Annotated in this window: 15 protein-coding genes; 10 read left to right on the top strand and 5 right to left on the bottom strand. The window is 73.5% G+C overall.

The genetic code is table 11. The features are described from left to right. Positions 1 to 477: 477 nt before the first annotated feature. Positions 478 to 1,260, top strand: coding sequence for a tetratricopeptide repeat protein (locus tag ACZ4UV_RS42430; protein WP_467846487.1), 783 nt, complete (start codon positions 478 to 480; stop codon positions 1,258 to 1,260). A gap of 75 nt (positions 1,261 to 1,335) precedes the next feature. Here ACZ4UV_RS42430 and ACZ4UV_RS42435 read toward each other — a convergent pair whose 3' ends face one another. Then, the gene (locus ACZ4UV_RS42435) at positions 1,336 to 2,619 is read right to left on the bottom strand and encodes a DUF1015 family protein (protein ID WP_467845531.1); all 1,284 of its coding nucleotides are present in this window, start codon (positions 2,617 to 2,619) and stop codon (positions 1,336 to 1,338) included. 94 nt (positions 2,620 to 2,713) lie between these two features. Here ACZ4UV_RS42435 and ACZ4UV_RS42440 point away from each other — a divergent pair, with 94 nt between their 5' ends. From ACZ4UV_RS42440 to ACZ4UV_RS42455, 4 genes are all read left to right on the top strand, one after another. Further along, on the top strand, positions 2,714 to 3,742 hold the full coding sequence (locus ACZ4UV_RS42440; protein ID WP_467845534.1) for an HAD hydrolase-like protein: 1,029 nt from the start codon (positions 2,714 to 2,716) through the stop codon (positions 3,740 to 3,742). 96 nt (positions 3,743 to 3,838) lie between these two features. Then, positions 3,839 to 4,882: a FecCD family ABC transporter permease gene (locus ACZ4UV_RS42445; RefSeq protein WP_467845537.1), complete on the top strand. Its 1,044-nt coding sequence runs from the start codon at positions 3,839 to 3,841 to the stop codon at positions 4,880 to 4,882. A 20-nt stretch (positions 4,883 to 4,902) separates the two neighbouring features. Next, positions 4,903 to 5,940, top strand: a complete 1,038-nt coding sequence (locus ACZ4UV_RS42450) for a FecCD family ABC transporter permease (RefSeq protein ID WP_467845540.1) — start codon at positions 4,903 to 4,905, stop codon at positions 5,938 to 5,940. Beyond that, on the top strand, positions 5,937 to 6,803 hold the full coding sequence (locus ACZ4UV_RS42455; protein ID WP_390045958.1) for an ABC transporter ATP-binding protein: 867 nt from the start codon (positions 5,937 to 5,939) through the stop codon (positions 6,801 to 6,803). Before ACZ4UV_RS42450 ends, ACZ4UV_RS42455 begins: the two co-directional genes overlap by 4 nt. Here ACZ4UV_RS42455 and ACZ4UV_RS42460 read toward each other — a convergent pair. Continuing rightward, entirely contained in the window at positions 6,787 to 7,134 is a 348-nt protein-coding gene (locus tag ACZ4UV_RS42460; protein ID WP_390045960.1) for an SCP2 sterol-binding domain-containing protein, read from the bottom strand. The two genes, ACZ4UV_RS42455 and ACZ4UV_RS42460, sit on opposite strands and share 17 nt — an antisense overlap. 42 nt (positions 7,135 to 7,176) lie before the next feature. Between ACZ4UV_RS42460 and ACZ4UV_RS42465 the strand changes: the two genes are divergently transcribed. From ACZ4UV_RS42465 to ACZ4UV_RS42485, 5 genes are all read left to right on the top strand, one after another. Continuing rightward, positions 7,177 to 7,518: a hypothetical protein gene (locus ACZ4UV_RS42465; RefSeq protein ID WP_467845545.1), complete on the top strand. Its 342-nt coding sequence runs from the start codon at positions 7,177 to 7,179 to the stop codon at positions 7,516 to 7,518. Positions 7,519 to 7,525: 7 nt separating this feature from the next. Then, entirely contained in the window at positions 7,526 to 8,341 is an 816-nt protein-coding gene (locus ACZ4UV_RS42470; protein WP_390045964.1) for a TlyA family RNA methyltransferase, read from the top strand. Continuing rightward, positions 8,338 to 9,243, top strand: a complete 906-nt coding sequence (locus tag ACZ4UV_RS42475; protein WP_293991976.1) for an NAD kinase — start codon at positions 8,338 to 8,340, stop codon at positions 9,241 to 9,243. Before ACZ4UV_RS42470 ends, ACZ4UV_RS42475 begins: the two co-directional genes overlap by 4 nt. Positions 9,244 to 9,522: 279 nt before the next feature. Further along, a complete protein-coding gene (gene recN, locus ACZ4UV_RS42480; protein WP_451020639.1) occupies positions 9,523 to 11,250 on the top strand; it encodes a DNA repair protein RecN in 1,728 nt (575 codons plus the stop codon). Between the two features lie 331 nt (positions 11,251 to 11,581). Beyond that, positions 11,582 to 12,718, top strand: coding sequence for a glycosyltransferase family 4 protein (locus ACZ4UV_RS42485; RefSeq protein WP_390045966.1), 1,137 nt, complete (start codon positions 11,582 to 11,584; stop codon positions 12,716 to 12,718). A 22-nt stretch (positions 12,719 to 12,740) separates the two neighbouring features. On the opposite strand, the gene ACZ4UV_RS42490 is transcribed toward ACZ4UV_RS42485, so the two are convergent. The 3 genes from ACZ4UV_RS42490 to ACZ4UV_RS42500 all read right to left on the bottom strand — a co-directional run bounded on the left by ACZ4UV_RS42490 (position 12,741) and on the right by ACZ4UV_RS42500 (position 17,814). Then, positions 12,741 to 14,381: a PucR family transcriptional regulator gene (locus tag ACZ4UV_RS42490; RefSeq protein WP_467845551.1), complete on the bottom strand. Its 1,641-nt coding sequence runs from the start codon at positions 14,379 to 14,381 to the stop codon at positions 12,741 to 12,743. Between the two features lie 161 nt (positions 14,382 to 14,542). Next, positions 14,543 to 15,892 (bottom strand): FAD-binding oxidoreductase, encoded by a 1,350-nt coding sequence (locus ACZ4UV_RS42495; protein WP_467845556.1) that lies wholly within the window; start codon positions 15,890 to 15,892, stop codon positions 14,543 to 14,545. A gap of 119 nt (positions 15,893 to 16,011) precedes the next feature. Continuing rightward, complete coding sequence (locus tag ACZ4UV_RS42500) at positions 16,012 to 17,814, bottom strand: glycoside hydrolase family 15 protein (RefSeq protein WP_390046354.1); 1,803 nt, start codon at positions 17,812 to 17,814, stop codon at positions 16,012 to 16,014. Positions 17,815 to 17,876 lie beyond the last annotated feature (62 nt).

The following is a 17,876-nucleotide window of genomic DNA, read 5'->3' on the forward strand; positions in this document are numbered from 1 at the left end:
CGTGACGACCGGGACCGTGGTCCTCGTCGTGACGACCGTGGGGACCGTCCTGCTTTCCGTCGTGATGACCGTCGCGACGATCGCCGTGATGACCGTGGTGACCGTCCCGCTTTCCGGCGTGACGACCGCGACGACCGTGGCGACCGTGGCGGCTTCCGTCGTGACGACCGGCGCGATGACAACCGCGGTGGCGGCGGGTACGGCCGGCGGGACGACAACCGCGGCTCCCGCCCGGGGTTCCAGCGCGACGACCGCGGCGGCGACCGGGGTGGCTACGGGCGGCGCGATGACCGGGACCGTGGCCCCCGCCGCGACGACAACCGCGGTGGCGGCGGGTACGGCCGTCGGGACGACAGCCGCGGTGGCGGCTACCGCGGCCGTGACGACCGGCGTGATGACCGGCGTGACGACCGCCGCGGCGGCGGCCGCTTCCGTGACGACCGGGACCGGGACCGGGACCGTGAGCCGATCAAGCGCCTGCCCATCCCGGAGGACGTCACCGGCGAGGAGATCGACAAGGACGTACGGCAGGAGCTGCAGAGCCTGCCCAAGACGCTCGCGGACGATGTCGCCAGGAACCTGGTGATGGTCGCCCGGCTCATCGACGACGACCCCGAGGGCGCTTACGGCTACTCCAAGGTGGCCCTGCGGCTGGCCTCCCGTGTCGCCGCCGTACGCGAGGCCGCCGGGTTCGCCGCGTACGCGAACCAGAAGTACTCCGAGGCGCTGGCCGAGTTCCGGGCCGCCCGGCGCATGACCGGCAGCGCCGACCTGTGGCCGGTGATGGCCGACTGTGAGCGTGGGCTCGGGCGGCCGGAGAAGGCGCTGGACATGGCCGGCGCCCCCGAGGTGCACAAGCTCGACAAGGCCGGCCAGGTCGAGATGCGGCTCGTCGCCGCCGGTGCCCGGCGTGACATGGGGCAGCTGGACGCGGCGATCGTGACGCTGCAGAGCCCCGAGCTGGCCTCCAACTCCGTACAGCCGTGGACCGCGCGGCTGCGGTACGCCTACGCCGACGCCCTGCTCGCCGCCGGGCGTGCCGACGAGGCGCGGGAATGGTTCGCCAAGGCCGTGGAGGCCGACCGGGACGGCAGTACGGACGCCTCCGACCGGCTGGCCGAGCTGGACGGGGTCGAGTTCGTCGACGCTCTGGACGAGGAGGAGTCCGAGGAGGCCTCCGACGGGACGGGGACCGAGACCGAGACCGAGTCCGGGTCCGTGACCGAGAGCGGCGTCGAGTCCGAGGGCGAGAAGGACTGAGCTCGGCGTCTTGAGTCACTGACACGTCACTGACACGGAGAGGGCGGACCCCGACCGGGGTCCGCCCTCTCCGTGTCAGACGTCGAGCGCCCGCAGTACCAGCCCGGATGCCGGCTTCGGGCCGAACGACGTCGACTTGCGGGGCATCGTCACACCCTGGCGGGCCAGGTCGCGGACGACCTCCTCGCGGACCGGGTGCATGAGGACGGCCGTACCGCCGTCGCGCTCGGCCTTGGCGACCGTCGCCGCCGTGTCGTGGATGTACGCGATGTGCGCGGGCGAGTCCTCGGGGATGCGCCAGACGTGGTCGAGGAGCGTGGCGTGCAGGACGGTGGCGTCCAGGGTGCGCCAGGCGGCCGGGCGGTCGTCGGGGATCGTACGGGCCAGGAGGTCCGGGTCCGGGCGGTCGATGAGATGGAACGCACCGTCGCCTGCCAGCAGGAACGCGTTGCCGGCGCTGGCCGCGTCCGCCAGCGCCTCCTGGGCCGCCGGCAGGGAGACGTCGAGCCGTCGTACCCGGAACAGGCCCTTGACGTGCTCCAGCGCCTCCGCCACCGGCAGGCCGTGCAGCAGGCGGTGGATGGCGCGGACGCGCAGCGGGTAGCGGGCGGTGTCGACGAGGAGGACCAGGCCGTAGTCCCACGGGCTCGGAGAGGGATGCTCCGCGCGTAGACGCAAGTAGGTGGCCCAGCGATGGTGGCCGTCGGCGATCAGAGCCTGGCGGTGGGCCAGGTCCGACTGGACGAGGGCCAGCTCGGCGGGGTCGGTGATCGACCAGAGGCGGTGGTGGAAACCGTCCTCCGTGGTGGTGGCGAGGAGCGGGGGGCGCTCGGCCACCGCTTCGACGACCTCGGCGGCCGCGCCGTTGCCCCGGTAGGTGAGCAGGAGGGGTTCGAGGTTCGCCGAGGTGGCGCGCATCAGCGCCGCGCGGTCGGCGACGACCGGGGGCATGACCTCCTCGTGCGGGAGCACCACGCCCTCGGACGGCTCCGAGACCCGCAGGGCGCCGATCACCCCGCGCTGGAGCAGGCCGTTTCCGTCGTGCTGTTCGTAGACGTACAGGCCCGGTTCGGGATCCGTGGCGAGGATGCCCTCGTCCTGCCAGCGGCGGAGGGTGTCGGCCGCCTGTTCGGTACCGGCGCTGAGGGTACCGGCCTGGGGGAGGATGAGACGGACGATGTTGTGCGGGTCGGCGGACTGGAGATGGTGTACGCCGTCGGGGCGCACGACGACGTCGTACGGCGGGGAGGTGACGGCGGCCAAACTGCCGACCCGGTCCGGGTCGTAGCGAAGGCCTCGGAACGGGGTGAGTTCCAGGCCTCGGCGCTCCGTTGCTTCCGAGTGACCTGCAGTGTTCATCCCGGCATCGTACGTGTGTCAGTGGCGTGCGGGATGATCGACGGTGAAAGGCGGGCGGACGAAAAGTGACGAGGAGTGACGAGGAGCGATGGGGATGAGCCAGGGCGTCAGGACTGGTCCCGAGGGCAGCGGACAGGCCCTGAGCACGGCGTATGACACGGCGCTGCTCGATCTGGACGGTGTGGTGTACGCGGGCGGCAGTGCGATCGCGCACGCTGTGGAGTCGCTGGAGGTCGCCCGCGCGGGCGGCATGCGTCTGGCGTACGTCACCAACAACGCGCTGCGGACGCCGGACGCGGTGGCCGGGCACCTCACCGAGCTGGGCATCCCGACGGGGGCCGGTGATGTCATCACCTCGGCGCAGGCGGTCGCGCGGCTGATCAGTGAGCAGGTGCCGGCCGGGGCGCGGGTGCTGGTGATCGGCGGGGAGGGGCTGCGGGCCGCACTGCGGGAGCGGGGTCTTGAGCCGGTGGAGTCCGCCGACGACGATCCGGCGGCCGTTGTGCAGGGGTACGGCGGCCTCGACCTGCCCTGGGGGCGGTTCGCCGAGGCGTCGTACGCCGTCGCGCGCGGGGTGCCGTGGTTCGCGTCCAACACCGATCTGACGATCCCGAGCGGGCGCGGGATCGCGCCGGGCAACGGCGCGGCGGTGGCGGTGGTCCGGATCGCTACGGGTGCCGAGCCGCAGGTGGCGGGCAAGCCGCTGCCGCCGATGCACCGGGAGACGATCCTGCGCACGGGTGCGGAGCGGCCGTTGGTGGTCGGGGACCGGCTGGACACCGACATCGAGGGCGCGTTCAACGGCGGGGTCGACTCGCTGCTCGTACTGACCGGGGTCACCGACGGGCGCCAGTTGCTCGCCGCGCCGCCGCAGCACCGGCCGACCTATGTCGACGCCGACCTGCGCGGGCTGCTCACCGGGCAGCCGGAGGTCACGGCGGACGGCGACGGCTTCCGGTGCGGTGGCTGGACGGCGACGGCGGGTGCCGACCGGCTGGAGCTGGAGGGCGACGGCGCGGCGCTGGACGGGCTGCGGGCGCTGTGCGCGGCGGCCTGGACGGCGGCCGGGGAGGGCGCCTGTGAGCTGGACGGAGGCAAGTCACTGGCGCGGCTGGGGCTCTGAGACCCCCGCACTCGACGGGGACTTGTCGGCGTCGGCACCGGGGCCCACGGGGACACGGCATCGAGGCAGAATGCGAGGGTAGGCTAACCTAACCTCGTGTTGGTCGACAGTCCCCCCGAACAGCGCGCGGCCACCGCAGCCGCGCCCCCGACCCGTCGGGCGATCCGGACCCTCGGGCTCCTCGTCTCCGTCATGATCCTGCTGCTCGTCGCCTTGGCGAGCATCGCGATCGGGGCGAAGGAACTGCCGCTGGACCAGGTCTGGCACGGCCTGTTCCACGACACGGGGACGTACGGTGACGTCGTCGTCGACGCGCGGCTGTCGCGGACCGTCCTCGGCCTGCTGGCCGGAGCCGCCCTCGGCCTGTCCGGGGCGGTGCTCCAGGCGCTCACCCGCAACCCGCTCGCCGACCCCGGCCTGCTCGGCATCAACGCGGGCGCGTCGGCCGCCGTGGTCACCGCCATCACCTACTTCGGCGTCAGCACCCTCAGCGGCTATGTGTGGTTCGCCTTCTTCGGGGCGGCCGCGGTGGGCGCGCTGGTGTGGTTCCTGGGCGGCAGCCGCGGCGCCACACCGGTCCGGCTGGCGCTCGCCGGTACGGCGATCAGCGCCGCGCTCTACGGCTACCTCCAGGCCGTGATGATCACGGACGACGCGGCACTCAACAAGCTGCGCTTCTGGACGGTGGGTTCGCTCGCCTCGGCGAGCAACTCGACGATCCTGCAGGTGCTGCCGTTCCTCGCGGCCGGCACCCTGCTCGCCCTCGGCCTCGCCCGGCCGCTGAACGCGGTGGCGATGGGCGACGACACCGCGCGCGCCCTCGGCGCCAACCTGGGCCGTACCCGGGCCCTCGCCATGCTCGCCGCCACCGTGCTGTGCGGCGCGGCCACCGCCGCCTGCGGCCCGATCGCCTTCGTCGGCCTGATGGTCCCGCACGTCGTGCGCTCGTTCACCGGCCCCGACCTGCGCTGGATCCTGCCGTACGCGACGGTCCTGTCGCCCGTGCTGCTGCTCGGCGCCGATGTCGTCGGCCGGATCGTGGCCCGTCCCGCGGAGCTCCAGGTCGGCATCGTCACCGCGATCATCGGAGGGCCGGTCTTCATTCTTCTCGTACGACGGCGGAGGACGGCCCAACTGTGAGGACCGCTGTGAAAACCGCTGTGAAGACCACCCTTACCCTACGCACCCCCGGCGGACTCTCCCTGCGGACCGGCGTGCGCGCACTGGTCGTTGTCGTCGCGCTGCTGCTGGCCGCGTGCGCCGCGAGCGTCGTACTGATCGGCACCGGAGACTTCCCGATCTCCTTCGGTGACGTGCTGAAGACGCTGGCCGGGCACGGCACCGCCGGGCAGGACTTCATCGTCAACGAGCTTCGGCTGCCGCGGGTACTGGTCGGTCTGCTGGTCGGCGCCTCGCTCGGGCTCGGCGGCGCGCTGTTCCAGTCGATCTCCCGCAACCCGCTGGGCAGCCCGGACGTGCTCGGCCTCTCGCAGGGCGCCACCTCCGGCGCGCTCGTCGTTATCGTGCTGCTGTCCGGGACCGCCGCCCAGGTCACCGTCGGCGCGCTGCTCGGCGGTCTGGTGACCGGCCTCGCCATCTACCTCCTGGCCTGGAAGCAGGGCGTGCACGGCTACCGGCTGGTCCTGGTCGGCATCGGCGTCTCCGCGGTCGTCACCGCGGTCAACGGCTATCTGCTCACCAAGGCCGACCTGGTCGACGCGACCCGCGCGGTCGTCTGGATGACCGGCTCCCTCGATGGCCGGGACTGGAGCCAGGTCTGGCCGCTGCTCGCGCTGTGCGCGGTCCTCGTGCCGCTGGTCCTCGCCAATGCACGGGGCCTGCGGATGATGGAGATGGGCGACGACGTGTCGAACGCCCTCGGGGTACGGGTCGAACGGGTGCGGCTGCTGCTGATGGTGGCCGCCGTCCTGCTGACCGCGGCCGCCACCGCCGCGGCCGGTCCCGTCAGTTTCGTGGCCCTCACCGCCCCCCAGCTCGCCCGCCGCCTCACCCGCTCGCCCGGCCCCAACCTGGTGCCCTCCCTCTGCATGGGCGCCACCCTCCTGGTCACCGCCGACTGGGCCTCCCAACGCGCCTTCGGCGCCGACCAGCTGCCCGTGGGCGTGGTCACCGGCGTCCTCGGCGGGGTCTACCTGCTCTGGCTCCTCGTCACCGAGCGCCGGGCGGGCCGGATATGAGCGCGACCCCCCAGCCGCACCGCGCGTCAGACAGCGAGCCAGACAGCAAGAGGAGCACCGTGAACCGCCTGTCCGCAGAGAACGTCACCCTCGCCTACGACCAGCGTGTCATCGCCGAGCAGCTGTCGGTGGAGATCCCCGACAACTCCTTCACGGTGATCGTCGGACCCAACGCCTGCGGCAAGTCGACGCTGCTGCGCGCGCTGTCCCGGATGCTCAGGCCCAGCCAGGGCCGGGTGCTGCTCGACGGCCAGGTCATCCAGTCGATGCCCGCGAAGAAGGTCGCACGCACGCTCGGCCTGCTCCCGCAGTCGTCCCTCGCACCCGACGGCATCACCGTCGGCGACCTGGTCGGCCGCGGCCGCTACCCGCACCAGGGCATCCTGCGCCAGTGGTCCGCCGAGGACGAACGGGTCGTCCAGGAGTCGATGGAGCAGACGGGCGTCGCCGAACTCGCCGACCGTTACGTCGACGAACTCTCCGGCGGTCAGCGGCAGCGCGTCTGGATCGCCATGGCGCTCGCCCAGCAGACCCCGCTGCTGCTCCTCGACGAGCCGACCACCTACCTGGACATCCAGCACCAGATCGACGTCCTCGACCTGTGCGCCGAACTCCACGAGGAGCAGGGGCGGACGCTGGTCGCCGTGCTGCACGACCTCAACCACGCGGCCCGGTACGCCACCCACCTCATCGCGCTGAAGAGCGGCCGGGTCGTCGCCGAGGGCGCCCCGAACGACGTCGTCACCGCCGAACTGGTCGAGGAGGTCTTCGGACTGCGCTGCCAGGTCATCGACGACCCGGAGACGGGGACCCCGCTGGTGGTGCCGGCGGCGCGCAAGGCCAGGGTCACAACAGCTTCCTGAGCCGGAACAGGTCCAGCAGGTTCGCCTCCAGCTTCACCCGGCCCGAACCCCAGGCGCCGGCGAAGTTGAGCTCGCCGTCGACCAGGGCCAGCAGGTCGTCGCCGGCCATGGCGAGTCTGATCTGCGCCTTCTCCCGCGGTGGGCCGGGGAACGTCTCCTCGACCTCGATCCGGCCGCCGGTGAGCCGGCCCGCGAAGGTGACGTCCAGGTCGGTGATGTGGCAGCTGACCGTGCGGTCCATCGCGGCGGCCGCGCGGACGTCGCCCTCGGCGCCGCCCATGCTGTGCGAGAGCTTGTCGAGTGCGGCGCGGCACTCCTCGATCGTGGCCATCGCGATCGACGGTACCCCAGGGCTTCCATGTAGCGTCGGGGCATGACCGACTCTGCGCCCGAAGGCCTGGTGGCGGCCCCGGTGACGGAGGCCGAGGAAACGGCCGCCGTCGAACCCGAGTACGACCCCGCCGCGCCCGCCCCGCTGAACGTCCCCCGCACCCCCACCGGCGACGCCGAGGTCGACGCACAGCTCGACCGGCTGGCCGACGCCGACCACCTCGCCACGGACGGGCATCTGGAGGTGTACGAGGATGTACACGGGGGGCTGCGCGACGCGCTGACCGCGCTCGACACCCGCCCGGGACCTCCGGGCCCCCCGGCGCCCGCGCCGCCGCACGGCCACCGGGCGCCCGCACCGTCGTACCACCAGAGCAGGAGCTGAACCCACCGTGGCAGGAGTCGCACGTCGCCGTCTGGACGCGGAGCTGGTCCGCCGGAAGCTGGCGCGCTCGCGCGAGCACGCCAGCCAGCTGATCGCCGCCGGGCGGGTCACCGTCGGCAAGACCCTCGCGACCAAGCCGGCCACCCAGGTGGAGACCGCCGCCGCCATCGTCGTCCAGTCCGACGACAGCGATCCCGAGTACGTGTCGCGGGGCGGCCACAAGCTCGCCGGCGCGCTGGCGGTGTTCGTCCCGCAGGGCCTCGTGGTCGAGGGACGGCGGGCGCTGGACGCCGGGGCGTCGACCGGGGGCTTCACCGATGTGCTGCTGCGCGCGGGGGCCGCGCACGTCGTCGCCGTCGACGTCGGATACGGCCAACTCGCGTGGTCTCTGCAGAGCGATGAACGCGTCACCGTCAAGGACCGTACGAACGTACGCGAGTTGACGCTTGAAGCGATCGATGGGGAGCCTGTGGATCTTGTCGTGGGTGATCTGTCCTTCATCCCGCTCGGGCTGGTGCTGCCGGCCCTGGCGCGGTGCGTGAAGCCGGACGCCGACCTGGTGATGATGGTCAAGCCGCAGTTCGAGGTGGGCAAGGAGAGGCTGGGCAGCGGGGGAGTCGTGCGGAGTCCGCAGCTGCGGGCGGAGGCCGTGCGGGGGGTTGCCGAGAAGGCGTGGGAGCTGGGGCTCGGGGTGAACGGTGTCACCGCCAGTCCGCTGCCCGGGCCGTCCGGCAACGTCGAGTACTTTCTGTGGCTGCGGGCCGGCGCACCCCAGTTGGATCCGGCCGATGTTGACCGTGCAGTGGCGGAGGGGCCGCGTTGACACAGAACCGAGCTCGTACTGTTTTTCTGCTGGCCCACACCGGGCGGCCCGCGGCGATCCGCAGCGCGGAGCTTGTGGTGAAGGGGCTGCTGGCGGCCGGAGTCGGTGTACGGGTCCTGGATTTCGAGGCCCGCGACCTGCCGCTGCCCGACGAGGTCGAACTCGTCGAGGAGGCCTCGCCGCACAGCCTCGACGGCTGCGAGCTGCTGATCGTGCTCGGCGGTGACGGGACGCTGCTGCGCGGCGCCGAGTTCGCGCGGGCGTCCGGGGTGCCGATGCTCGGCGTCAACCTCGGGAGCGTCGGGTTCCTCGCGGAGGCCGAGCGGGACGACCTCGACAAGGTCGTGGACCGGGTGGTGAGCCGGGCGTACGAGGTCGAGGAGCGGATGACCGTCGACGTCGTCGTGCACCGCAACGGGGACATCGTGCACACCGACTGGGCGCTGAACGAGGCGGCCGTGCAGAAGGCGGGCGCCGAGAAGCTCCTCGAAGTGGTGCTGGAGATCGACGGGCGGCCGGTGACGGGGTTCGGCTGTGACGGGATCGTGCTGTCGACGCCGACCGGGTCCACCGCCTATGCGTTCTCCGCCGGTGGGCCGGTGGTGTGGCCGGAGGTGGAGGCGCTGCTGATGGTGCCGATCTCCGCGCACGCGCTGTTCGCGAAGCCGCTGGTGACGTCGCCGGACTCGGTGCTCGCGGTGGAGGTGCTGCCGCACATCCAGCCGGGGGTGCTGTGGTGCGACGGGCGCCGGACCGTCGAGCTTCCGCCGGGGGCCCGGGTCGAGGTGCGGCGGGGGGCCGTGCCGGTGCGGCTGGCGCGGCTGCATCATGCGTCGTTCACGGACCGCCTGGTGGCGAAGTTCGCCTTGCCGGTGTCCGGGTGGCGGGGGGCGCCGCAGTAGCGGTTCGTGGGGGCCGGTCTCGGTGCGTCGGCGGCTGCGGGTGCGTGGGGGCTGGTCGCGCAGTTCCCCGCGCCCCTGGGTAGGTCCGGTCGCCGGGGTGCGGAGGTGGCCGGTCGCGCCCGCGCGGCGGCAGCCGCGACTTGGTACGGCCCCGCGCCCCTTCGGGGGCGCCTCCGCTCCCCGGTGACCAGCCCTCGCGGTTTCTCCACTCGCCCGGGTGACAGGGGGCCTCGCACTTCGCCATCTCGACCTCGTAAGGTCTTCCCCGTGCTGGAAGAAATGCGGATACGGTCACTCGGGGTCATCGACGATGCCGTCGTCGAGTTGTCGCCGGGGTTCACCGCCGTCACCGGTGAGACCGGTGCGGGCAAGACCATGGTGGTCACCAGCCTGGGGCTGCTGCTCGGTGGGCGGGCCGATCCCGCGCTCGTGCGGATCGGGTCCGAGAAGGCGGTCGTCGAGGGCCGGGTCACCGTGCCCGCCGGAGCCTCGGCGGCCGTACGGGCCGAGGAGGCCGGTGCCGAGCTGGACGACGGGGCGCTGCTGATCAGCCGTACCGTTTCCGCCGAGGGGCGCTCGCGGGCGCACCTGGGCGGGCGGAGCGTGCCCGTGGGGCTGCTCGCGGACCTCGCCGACGACCTGGTGGCCGTGCACGGGCAGACCGACCAGCAGGGGCTGCTGAAGCTGTCCCGGCAGCGGCAGGCCCTCGACCGGTACGCGGGCGACGGGGTCGCCGTGCCGCTGGCCAAGTACGGCGAGGCCTACCGGCGGCTGCGGGCCGTGGCGGTCGAGCTGGAGGAGATCGTCACGCGCGCGCGTGAGCGGGCCCAGGAGGCCGACATGCTGCGCTACGGGCTGGACGAGATCGCGGGTGTGGAGCCGCGGGCCGGCGAGGACGTCGAGCTCGCCGAGGAGGCCGAGCGGCTCGGACACGCCGAGGCGCTGTCGTCCGCCGCGACCGCCGCGCACTCCGCGCTCGCGGGCAACCCCGAGGACCCCGAGGGCATCGACGCGGCCACCCTCGTCGCGGGCGCCCACCGGGCCCTGGAGGCCGTACGGTCGCACGACCCGGCGCTCGCCGCGCTCGCCGACCGGATCGGCGAGGTCGGGATCCTGCTGGGCGACGTGGCGGGCGAGCTGGCCGGGTACGCCGACGACCTGGACGCCGATCCGCTGCGGCTCGCGGCCGTGGAGGAGCGGCGCGCCGCGCTCACGGCGCTCACCCGCAAGTACGGTGGGCACGGTGACGGCATCGATGCGGTGCTGGCGTGGGCCGAGCAGGGCGCCGCGCGGCTCACCGAACTCGACGGCGACGACGAGCGGATCGACGAGCTGACCGCCGAGCGGGATGCCCTGCGGGTCGAACTGGGCGGTCTCGCGCAGGCCTTGACCGATGCGCGCACCGAGGCCGCCGAACGGTTCGCGGCCGCCGTCACCGCCGAGCTGGGCTCCCTGGCGATGCCGCACGCGCGAGTGTCCTTCGCCATCCGGCAGACCGAGGACCCGGAGGGCGTGGAGGTCGGCGGCCGGGCGGTGGCCTACGGCCCGGCGGGCGCCGACGAGGTCGAGCTGCTCCTCGCCCCGCACCCCGGCGCCCCGCCCCGCCCCATCGCCAAGGGCGCGTCCGGCGGTGAGCTGTCCCGCGTGATGCTCGCCGTGGAGGTCGTCTTCGCGGGCACCGACCCGGTCCCGACCTACCTCTTCGACGAGGTCGACGCGGGCGTGGGCGGCAAGGCGGCGGTGGAGATCGGCCGGCGCCTGGCCAAGCTCGCCAGGTCCGCGCAGGTGGTCGTCGTCACGCACCTTCCCCAGGTCGCCGCCTTCGCCGACCGCCAGTTGCTGGTCGAGAAGACCAACGACGGCTCGGTCACCCGGTCGGGCGTGAAGGTCCTGGAGGGCGAGGAGCGGGTACGGGAGCTGTCCCGCATGCTGGCGGGCCAGGAGGACTCGGAGACGGCACGGGCGCACGCCGAGGAACTGCTGGCGACGGCACGGGCGGACCGCTGACGCACCGCTGACCGAGGGGGCGGGCGGCGGTGCGTCACCCGTCCCCCCGGCCGTTCCCCGGACGCCCCGCCTTCCCTCAGCCGGCCGGAAGCTGCCGGCCGCTTCCTCCGCGGCGGCGCTTTCGTCACCCTCCCGGGTGACACAGTCCGGCGCATTGCCCCGGCCCGCCTCGGTATGTGCCTTCCCCGAGTGCCCGGAACACCCCTGTGTGCTGGCATCCTTGAGGGGAAAGCGGTGTCCGGGGGAGGCGCGCGCGGTGATGCCCTCGGCCCCGATACCTTCTGTACGTTCCCTCGTGACCGCCCCACGCCGAACCAGGAGCCCCGGCCGCGTGAGCCCCGTGAGCAGCAACGCACCGCACGGTCAGTCGCCGCTGCGCACCGTGCAGGTGCTGGGCGGCGGCAACGCCGGCAGCAGTGTGCACGTGCGTTCGCTGGCCGCCGGCCTGGTCGCGCGGGGCGTGCGGGTCACGGTGTGCGCCCCCGCCGAGGCCGATCACACCTACGGCTTCTCGGGCGTCGGCGCCGACCACGTGCACGTGCCGCGCAGCAGTGACCCGGGGTCGGTGGCGGCGCTCCGCGCGGCCTGCACGGACGCCGACCTGGTGCACGCCCACGGCCTGCACGCCTCCTTCCGCGCGGCGCTGGCGCTGAGCGGCCGCAGCACCCCGCTCGTCGTCACCTGGCACAACCGGGCGCATGCCGAAGGCGCCCGGGCGCATCTGCTGCGGATGCTGGAGCGGCGGGTGGTACGGGCGGCCACCGTGGTGCTCGGGACCACCTCCGACCTGGTGGACCGGGCCCGCCGTACCGGCGCCCGGGACGCCCGGCTGGCCGCCGTGGCGCTGCCCGGCCTGCGGCGGCCCGCGGACCAGGACGAGGCGGAGCTGCTGCGGCCCAAGGTCCGTGCCGAACTCGGCGCTATGGGGCGGCCGTTGCTCATCGCCGTCGGCTCCCTCGACCGGCACCGCGGCTACGACGTCCTGCTGGACGCGGCGCGTGCCTGGTGCCGCCTCGATCCCGTACCGCTCCTCGTGGTCGCCGGCGAGGGGCCGCTGCGCCCGGCGTTGCAGCGGCGGATCGAGGACGAGGAGCTGCCCGTGCGGCTGATCGGACGCCGCGACGACGTCACCGAACTGCTCGCCGCCGCCGATCTGGCGCTGCTGCCCAGCAGTTGGGAGTCCCGCTCCGTCCTCGCCCAGGAGGCCCTGCACGCGCGCGTGCCGCTCGTCGCGACCTCCGTCGGCGGTATCCCCGACCTGGTGGGGGACGCGGCCGAGCTGGTCGCGTACGGCGACGCACGGGCCCTCGCCGACGCCGTCGTACGGCTGCTCGACGACCCCGAGCGCTGTGCGGAGCTGCGCGAGCGGGGTTCCCGGCAGGCGGCGAGCTGGCCCACGGAGGACGAGACCGTGGCCCAAGTGCTGAGCGTGTACGACGAGTTGACGCAGCCCCGGCCTCTTCCGTAGGACCTGCCGGGCGCCTCGGGCCCTAGGGGACGTGCCGGCGGGCCCGCAGCGCCAGGCTCAACGCCATGACCACCTGCGGGTCGTCGAGGTCCGTGCCCAGCAACTCCCCGATGCGGGCGAGCCGGTTGTAGAGGGTCTGCCGGTTGAGGTGGAGTTCACGGGCCGTCTCCGCCTTGCGGCCCGCGTGCGCCAGGTAGGTCTCCAGGGTCGGCAGCAGCGGCGGCTTGGAGCGGTGGTCGTGGTCGCGCAGCGGGCCGATCGCGCGGTCGACGAACGCCGCCAGGTCGGGATGGTCGCGCAGCCGCCACAGGAGGAGGTCGATGTCGAGACGGCGGGCGTCGAACCAGGGCCGGTCGGAGAGGCCCTGGGCCGCGGTCGCCGTCTCCGCCGCGTGCCGCAGGCCCGCGGACACCGCCGCCCAGCCGCCGGCCGCGCCGACCACCACGACCGGCGGAGCGGCTCCGGGGCGCTGCATCCCGGCGCGTTCCACCCCCGCCCTGAGCGCCGCCGCGACCCGGTCCGCGACCGTGGTCCGCTCCGCCTCCGAGCGCAGGCCCAGGAGCAGCGGGACGCGGCCCTCGACCGGTCGTACGCCGAGCAGGACGGGCACGCCCACGGTGGCGAGTTCCTCACCCACCGCGCGGGCCAGCACCGCCCAGCCGCCGCCGGGGGGCAGGGAGTCGCCGACCCGCATGACCACCGGCAGCAGCGGGCTGCTGCCGGGCTTGAAACCGAGGACCCTTGCCTGCGCCGGGGCGTCCTCGGCGGAGATGCGGCCCTCGGCGAGGTCGGTCAGGAAGTCGCCGCGCCCGCGCGCCGCCAGCTCCTCCTCCTGACGGGCCTGCATCAGCACGACGGCCAGGATGCCGGCGGCGCGTTCCGCGGCGATCCGGTGCACGGGCGCGAGCGGCCCGCGGACGGGCAGGAGGACCAGCCGGGCGCGCACCGACCCCGCCCCCGGCCCCCCGCCGGGCACGTCCACCAGGACCACCCCGGTCGGCGGCGTGTCCTTGTGCTGGCCGCGCAGCCCCTCCCACACCTGGAGCGGGTCGGCTCCCTCGGGCCCCGAACCGGCGGCGTACAGGAGCTGGCCGTCGGCGGTCTCCAGGAAGACCGGGTTGCCGCCGAAGTCGGCCAGGATGGCCAGCACCTGGGGGACCCCGCCGCCGCCCAGCAGGGCCTCGGTGCAGCGGCGGTGCACCTCCTCGGCGCGCTGCAGGAGGGCGTAGTGGTGGTTGACGATCTCGGTGTGGATCTCCTCCGTCACCGTCACGAACGGCACCTCGCGGTGCAGCACGACCAGCGGCAGCCCGGTCGCCCGGGCGGTGTCGACGAGGGTGGCGGGCAGCCGGGAGAAACGCGCGCCCAGCTCCACCACCAGGGCGGCGATGCCCCGCTCGGCGAGCGTGCGCACGAACGCCCGCTGCTCGGCGGGGCGGGTGCCCAGGCCGTAGCCGGTGGTCAGCAGCAGTTCGCCGCCCTTCAGCAGTGAGGCGATGTTCGGCACCTCGCCCGCGTGCACCCAGCGCACGGTGCGGCTCAGCCGGTCGGCACCCGCCAGGATCTCCGGCAGCCCGCTGCGCAGCCCGGGCAGCTCCAGTGCCCGCTGCACGGTGATCCCGGCGCCCTGGTCGTCGGGTCCGCTACCCCTACCGCTGTCCATGGAGCGGACGCTACCTGGGTGAACGCCTTCAGGGCACCTTGCGCTGGGCGCTCCGCTGGAAGGGCCGTGGTATGCCGTCTGCCAGGTGCGGCGCCGTCGTGGCTGGTCGCGCAGTTCCTCCCCCAGCCTTCGGCCGGGGGTACGCCCCTTTGGGGTGCTGCTCAGAGCGGCCTGATGGTGTGGTTGAAGCGGAAGACGTTGTCGGGGTCCCACCGCCGCTTCACCTTGCCGAGCCGTAGTGCGTTCCCCACGCCCAGACCGGCCCGCACCCGCTCCGGGCCCTCGTCCCCGACGAGGTTCAGGGGGACCGCGCCGGTGACCCACGGCCGCACCCCGGCACGGACGCCCCGCACCCAGGCGATCGCCCGCTCGTCGTCGGCCGGGTCCGCCCAGATCCCGACGGGGTGCACCACCCAGGCCGCGTCCTGATACGCCACCGGATACTCCGCCGGCCCCGAGGCGATCGCGCCGCCCAGCGGGAACAACAGATGCTGCGAGCCGCTCGACACCGGCATGCCCTCCGCACAGCCGCACCAGGCGTCCACCGCCTCGTCGGGCAGAGCGGCCAGACACTCGGCCGACCAGTGGTTCCTCAGCCCGGACGGAAGGTCGAGCAGACACTGCGCCTCGCTGTACGGCATCGGGCCGACGGCCTCCGCCGCGTGCGGCAGCGTGAGCAGGGGGCCGGCGGCCTTGCGCAGCCCTTCCTCGCCGCCCGCGTAGGTCACGAGCGCGGTACACACCGGCTCGGCGCCGGAGAGGTACGCCACCGCGCCGCCCGCCTCCCGGGGACCGGTGCCGATGGCCTCGCGGAAGGCGCGGACGACGTCCGGACCGGACGACGGCGGGTACCGCAGCAGCGCGACCGAGAACACCGTCAGTTCGTGCAGTCGGAGCGTGAGCGCGGTGACGACGCCGAAGTTCCCGCCGCCACCGTGCAGCGCCCAGAACAGCTCCGGGTTCTCGTCGGCGTCCGCGCGGACGCGCTCACCGTCGGCGGTCACCAGCTCGACGCCCAGCAGGTTGTCGGCGGCCAGGCCAAAGGCACGGTCCAGCCACCCCGACCCACCGCCCAGCACGAAACCGCCGACTCCGGTGGTGGAACCCCGGGAACCGGTGGTGGCGAGACCGTAGGCCTGGGCCGCCCGGTCCAGACGGCTCATCACGGCCCCGCCCTGCACCCGTACGGCCTCCGCCACCGGGTCGACGGTCACCCCGTTCATCCGGCGCAGATCCACCACCAGCGCGGCGTCGGCAACCGCCGAGCCCGCCACGCCGTGCCCGCCACCGCGCACCGCGATGTGCAGATCCAGCTCCCGCCCGAACCGCACGGCACGGACCACGTCGGCGTCGTCCACACACTGGGCGATCACGGCCGGCCGCCGGTCGACCATGCCGTTGAAAACGGTGCGGGCCTCGTCGTACCCCGGGTCCCCGGGGGCGAACACGCCGCCGACCAGATCCTCACGCAACTCAACGAGTGCCGTGCGTGCCTTCGACCCGAAAGCCATATACCAGCCTAAGCAGGAGCGCCCCGTCAGGGGCGCTGGGGGTACCCCCGGCCGAAGGCTGGGGGAGGAACTGCGCGACCAGCCCCCACGCACCCGCGGACAACCGACGACCGGCGGCGCTACCCCCCGTACGCGCCCGACGCAGTCAGCCGCAGCGCCGTGTCGATCAACGGCACATGACTGAACGCCTGCGGAAAGTTCCCCACCTGCCGCTTCAGCCGCGGATCCCACTCCTCCGCCAGCAGCCCGAGGTCGTTGCGCAGCGCGAGCAGCTTCTCGAACAGCTTGCGGGCCTCGTCGACGCGGCCGATCATCGCGAGGTCGTCGGCCATCCAGAACGAGCAGGCCAGGAACGCCCCCTCGTCACCGGGAAGGCCGTCCACGCCCTCGTCGCCGCCCGAGGTCGGGTAGCGCAGGATGAAGCCGTCCGAGGTGGACAGCTCCCGCTGGATCGCCTCGATGGTGCCGATGACCCGCTTGTCGTCCGGCGGCAGGAAACCCATCTGGGGGATCAGCAGCAGCGACGCGTCCAGCTCCTGCGAGCCGTACGACTGCGTGAAGGTGTTGCGCTCCTTGTCGTAGCCCCGCTCGCAGACGTCCCGGTGGATGTCGTCGCGCAGCTCCTTCCAGCGCTCCAGCGGGCCGTCCGCGTCCCCGGACTCGATCAGCTTGATGGTCCGGTCCACGGCGACCCAGGCCATCACCTTGGAGTGCACGAAGTGCCGGCGCGGCCCGCGCACCTCCCAGATGCCCTCGTCCGGCTCGTCCCAGTGGTCCTCCAGGTAGCGGATCAGCTTCAGCTGGAGGAGGGAGGCGTAGTCGTTGCGGGCGAGGCCGGTCATGTGGGCCAGGTGCAGGGCCTCGGTGACCTCGCCGTAGACGTCGAGCTGGAGCTGGTGCGCCGCGCCGTTGCCGACCCGGACCGGCGCCGAGTTCTCGTAGCCGGGCAGCCAGTCCAGCTCGGCCTCGCCCAGCTCCCGCTCGCCCGCGATGCCGTACATGATCTGCAGGTTCTCGGGGTCGCCGGCGACCGCGCGCAGCAGCCACTCGCGCCAGGCGCGGGCCTCCTCGCGGTAGCCGGTGCGCAGCAGGGAGGACAGGGTGATCGCCGCGTCGCGGAGCCAGGTGTAGCGGTAGTCCCAGTTGCGGACGCCGCCGATGTCCTCGGGCAGGGAGGTGGTGGGGGCCGCGACGATGCCGCCGGTGGGGGCGTAGGTCAGGGCCTTCAGCGTGATCAGCGAGCGGACCACCGCCTCGCGGTACGGGCCGTGGTAGGTGCAGTGCTCGACCCACTCCCGCCAGAAGTCCTCGGTCGCCTGCAGCGACTGCTCCGGCTCCGGCAGCGCGGGCGGCTCCTTGTGCGAGGGCTCCCAGGAGATCGTGAACGCGATCCGGTCACCCGGGGCCACCGTGAAGTCCGCGTACGTGGTCAGCGCCTTGCCGTAGGTCTCCGCCGAGGTGTCGAACCACACCGAGTCGGGGCCCGCGACGGCGACCGTACGGCCGTCGTGCTTGTGCACCCAGGGGACGACACGGCCGTAGGAGAACCGCATCCGCAGCACCGAGCGCATCGGCACCCGGCCGGTGACACCCTCGACGATGCGGATCAGCTGGGGCGCGCCGTCACGCGGGGGCATGAAGTCGGTGACCCGGACCGTGCCGCGCGGGGTGTCCCACTCGGACTCCAGGATCAGCGAGTCGCCCCGGTAGGTGCGGCGCGCCGCGGTCGGCGGCTGGGAGTCGGCCGCGTGCGCCGGGCCGAGCCGCCAGAAGCCGTGTTCCTCGGTGCCCAGCAGACCGGCGAAGATGGCATGCGAGTCGAAGCGGGGCAGGCACAGCCAGTCGACTGTGCCGTCCCGGCAGACCAGGGCAGCGGTCTGCATGTCTCCGATGAGTGCGTAGTCTTCGATGCGCCCGGCCACGTGCAACTCCAGTCGAACGGCCACGTCACCCCCCAGGCAAACGGGGGGCTGTCGCTAGTGCG

Source organism: Streptomyces sp. NPDC028289 (assembly GCF_055565975.1).

Excerpts from the sequence above, each read along its gene's own strand:
- ACZ4UV_RS42435 (WP_467845531.1), bottom strand. The coding sequence starts at position 2,619 with ATGAACACTGCAGGTCACTCGGAAGCAACGGAGCGCCGAGGCCTGGAA.
- ACZ4UV_RS42440 (WP_467845534.1), top strand. The coding sequence starts at position 2,714 with ATGAGCCAGGGCGTCAGGACTGGTCCCGAGGGCAGCGGACAGGCCCTG.
- ACZ4UV_RS42455 (WP_390045958.1), top strand. The coding sequence starts at position 5,937 with ATGAGCGCGACCCCCCAGCCGCACCGCGCGTCAGACAGCGAGCCAGAC.
- ACZ4UV_RS42460 (WP_390045960.1), bottom strand. The coding sequence starts at position 7,134 with ATGGCCACGATCGAGGAGTGCCGCGCCGCACTCGACAAGCTCTCGCAC.
- ACZ4UV_RS42465 (WP_467845545.1), top strand. The coding sequence starts at position 7,177 with ATGACCGACTCTGCGCCCGAAGGCCTGGTGGCGGCCCCGGTGACGGAG.
- recN (WP_451020639.1), top strand. The coding sequence starts at position 9,523 with ATGCGGATACGGTCACTCGGGGTCATCGACGATGCCGTCGTCGAGTTG.
- ACZ4UV_RS42490 (WP_467845551.1), bottom strand. The coding sequence starts at position 14,381 with ATGGACAGCGGTAGGGGTAGCGGACCCGACGACCAGGGCGCCGGGATC.
- ACZ4UV_RS42495 (WP_467845556.1), bottom strand. The coding sequence starts at position 15,892 with ATGGCTTTCGGGTCGAAGGCACGCACGGCACTCGTTGAGTTGCGTGAG.